This is a genomic window from Metabacillus rhizolycopersici, from assembly GCF_020075705.1.
Genome location: NZ_JAIQUM010000323.1, coordinates 1 through 259, shown reverse-complemented (window position 1 = coordinate 259; position 259 = coordinate 1). Strand labels below are relative to the sequence as shown.

The 259-nt window shown below is 49.4% G+C and carries 1 tRNA gene; it reads left to right on the top strand.

Going from position 1 to position 259, the window contains the following annotated elements:
• The first annotated feature begins 145 nt into the window (after window positions 1-145).
• A tRNA-Arg gene (locus K9V48_RS28820) sits at window positions 146-222 on the top strand.
• Window positions 223-259: the final 37 nt, after the last annotated feature.

Sequence of the window (259 nt, the reverse complement as noted above, 5' to 3'; positions counted from 1 at the left end):
TCCTCGGCACCATTTTTAGAAAAGCGGAGAAAGCCCGCTTAAACCACTAGGATGTTGGAGCTTCTGAGAAGGAGTTGTTATTTGACTCCGCAGGAAGAAGTGAAACAGCCGTATGGTTTGGCTTTCGTAGCTAGACACTATAAATGCGCCCGTAGCTCAATTGGATAGAGCGTTTGACTACGGATCAAAAGGTTAGGGGTTCGACTCCTCTCGGGCGCGCCAATAACCGGGAAGTAGCTCAGCTTGGTAGAGCACTTGG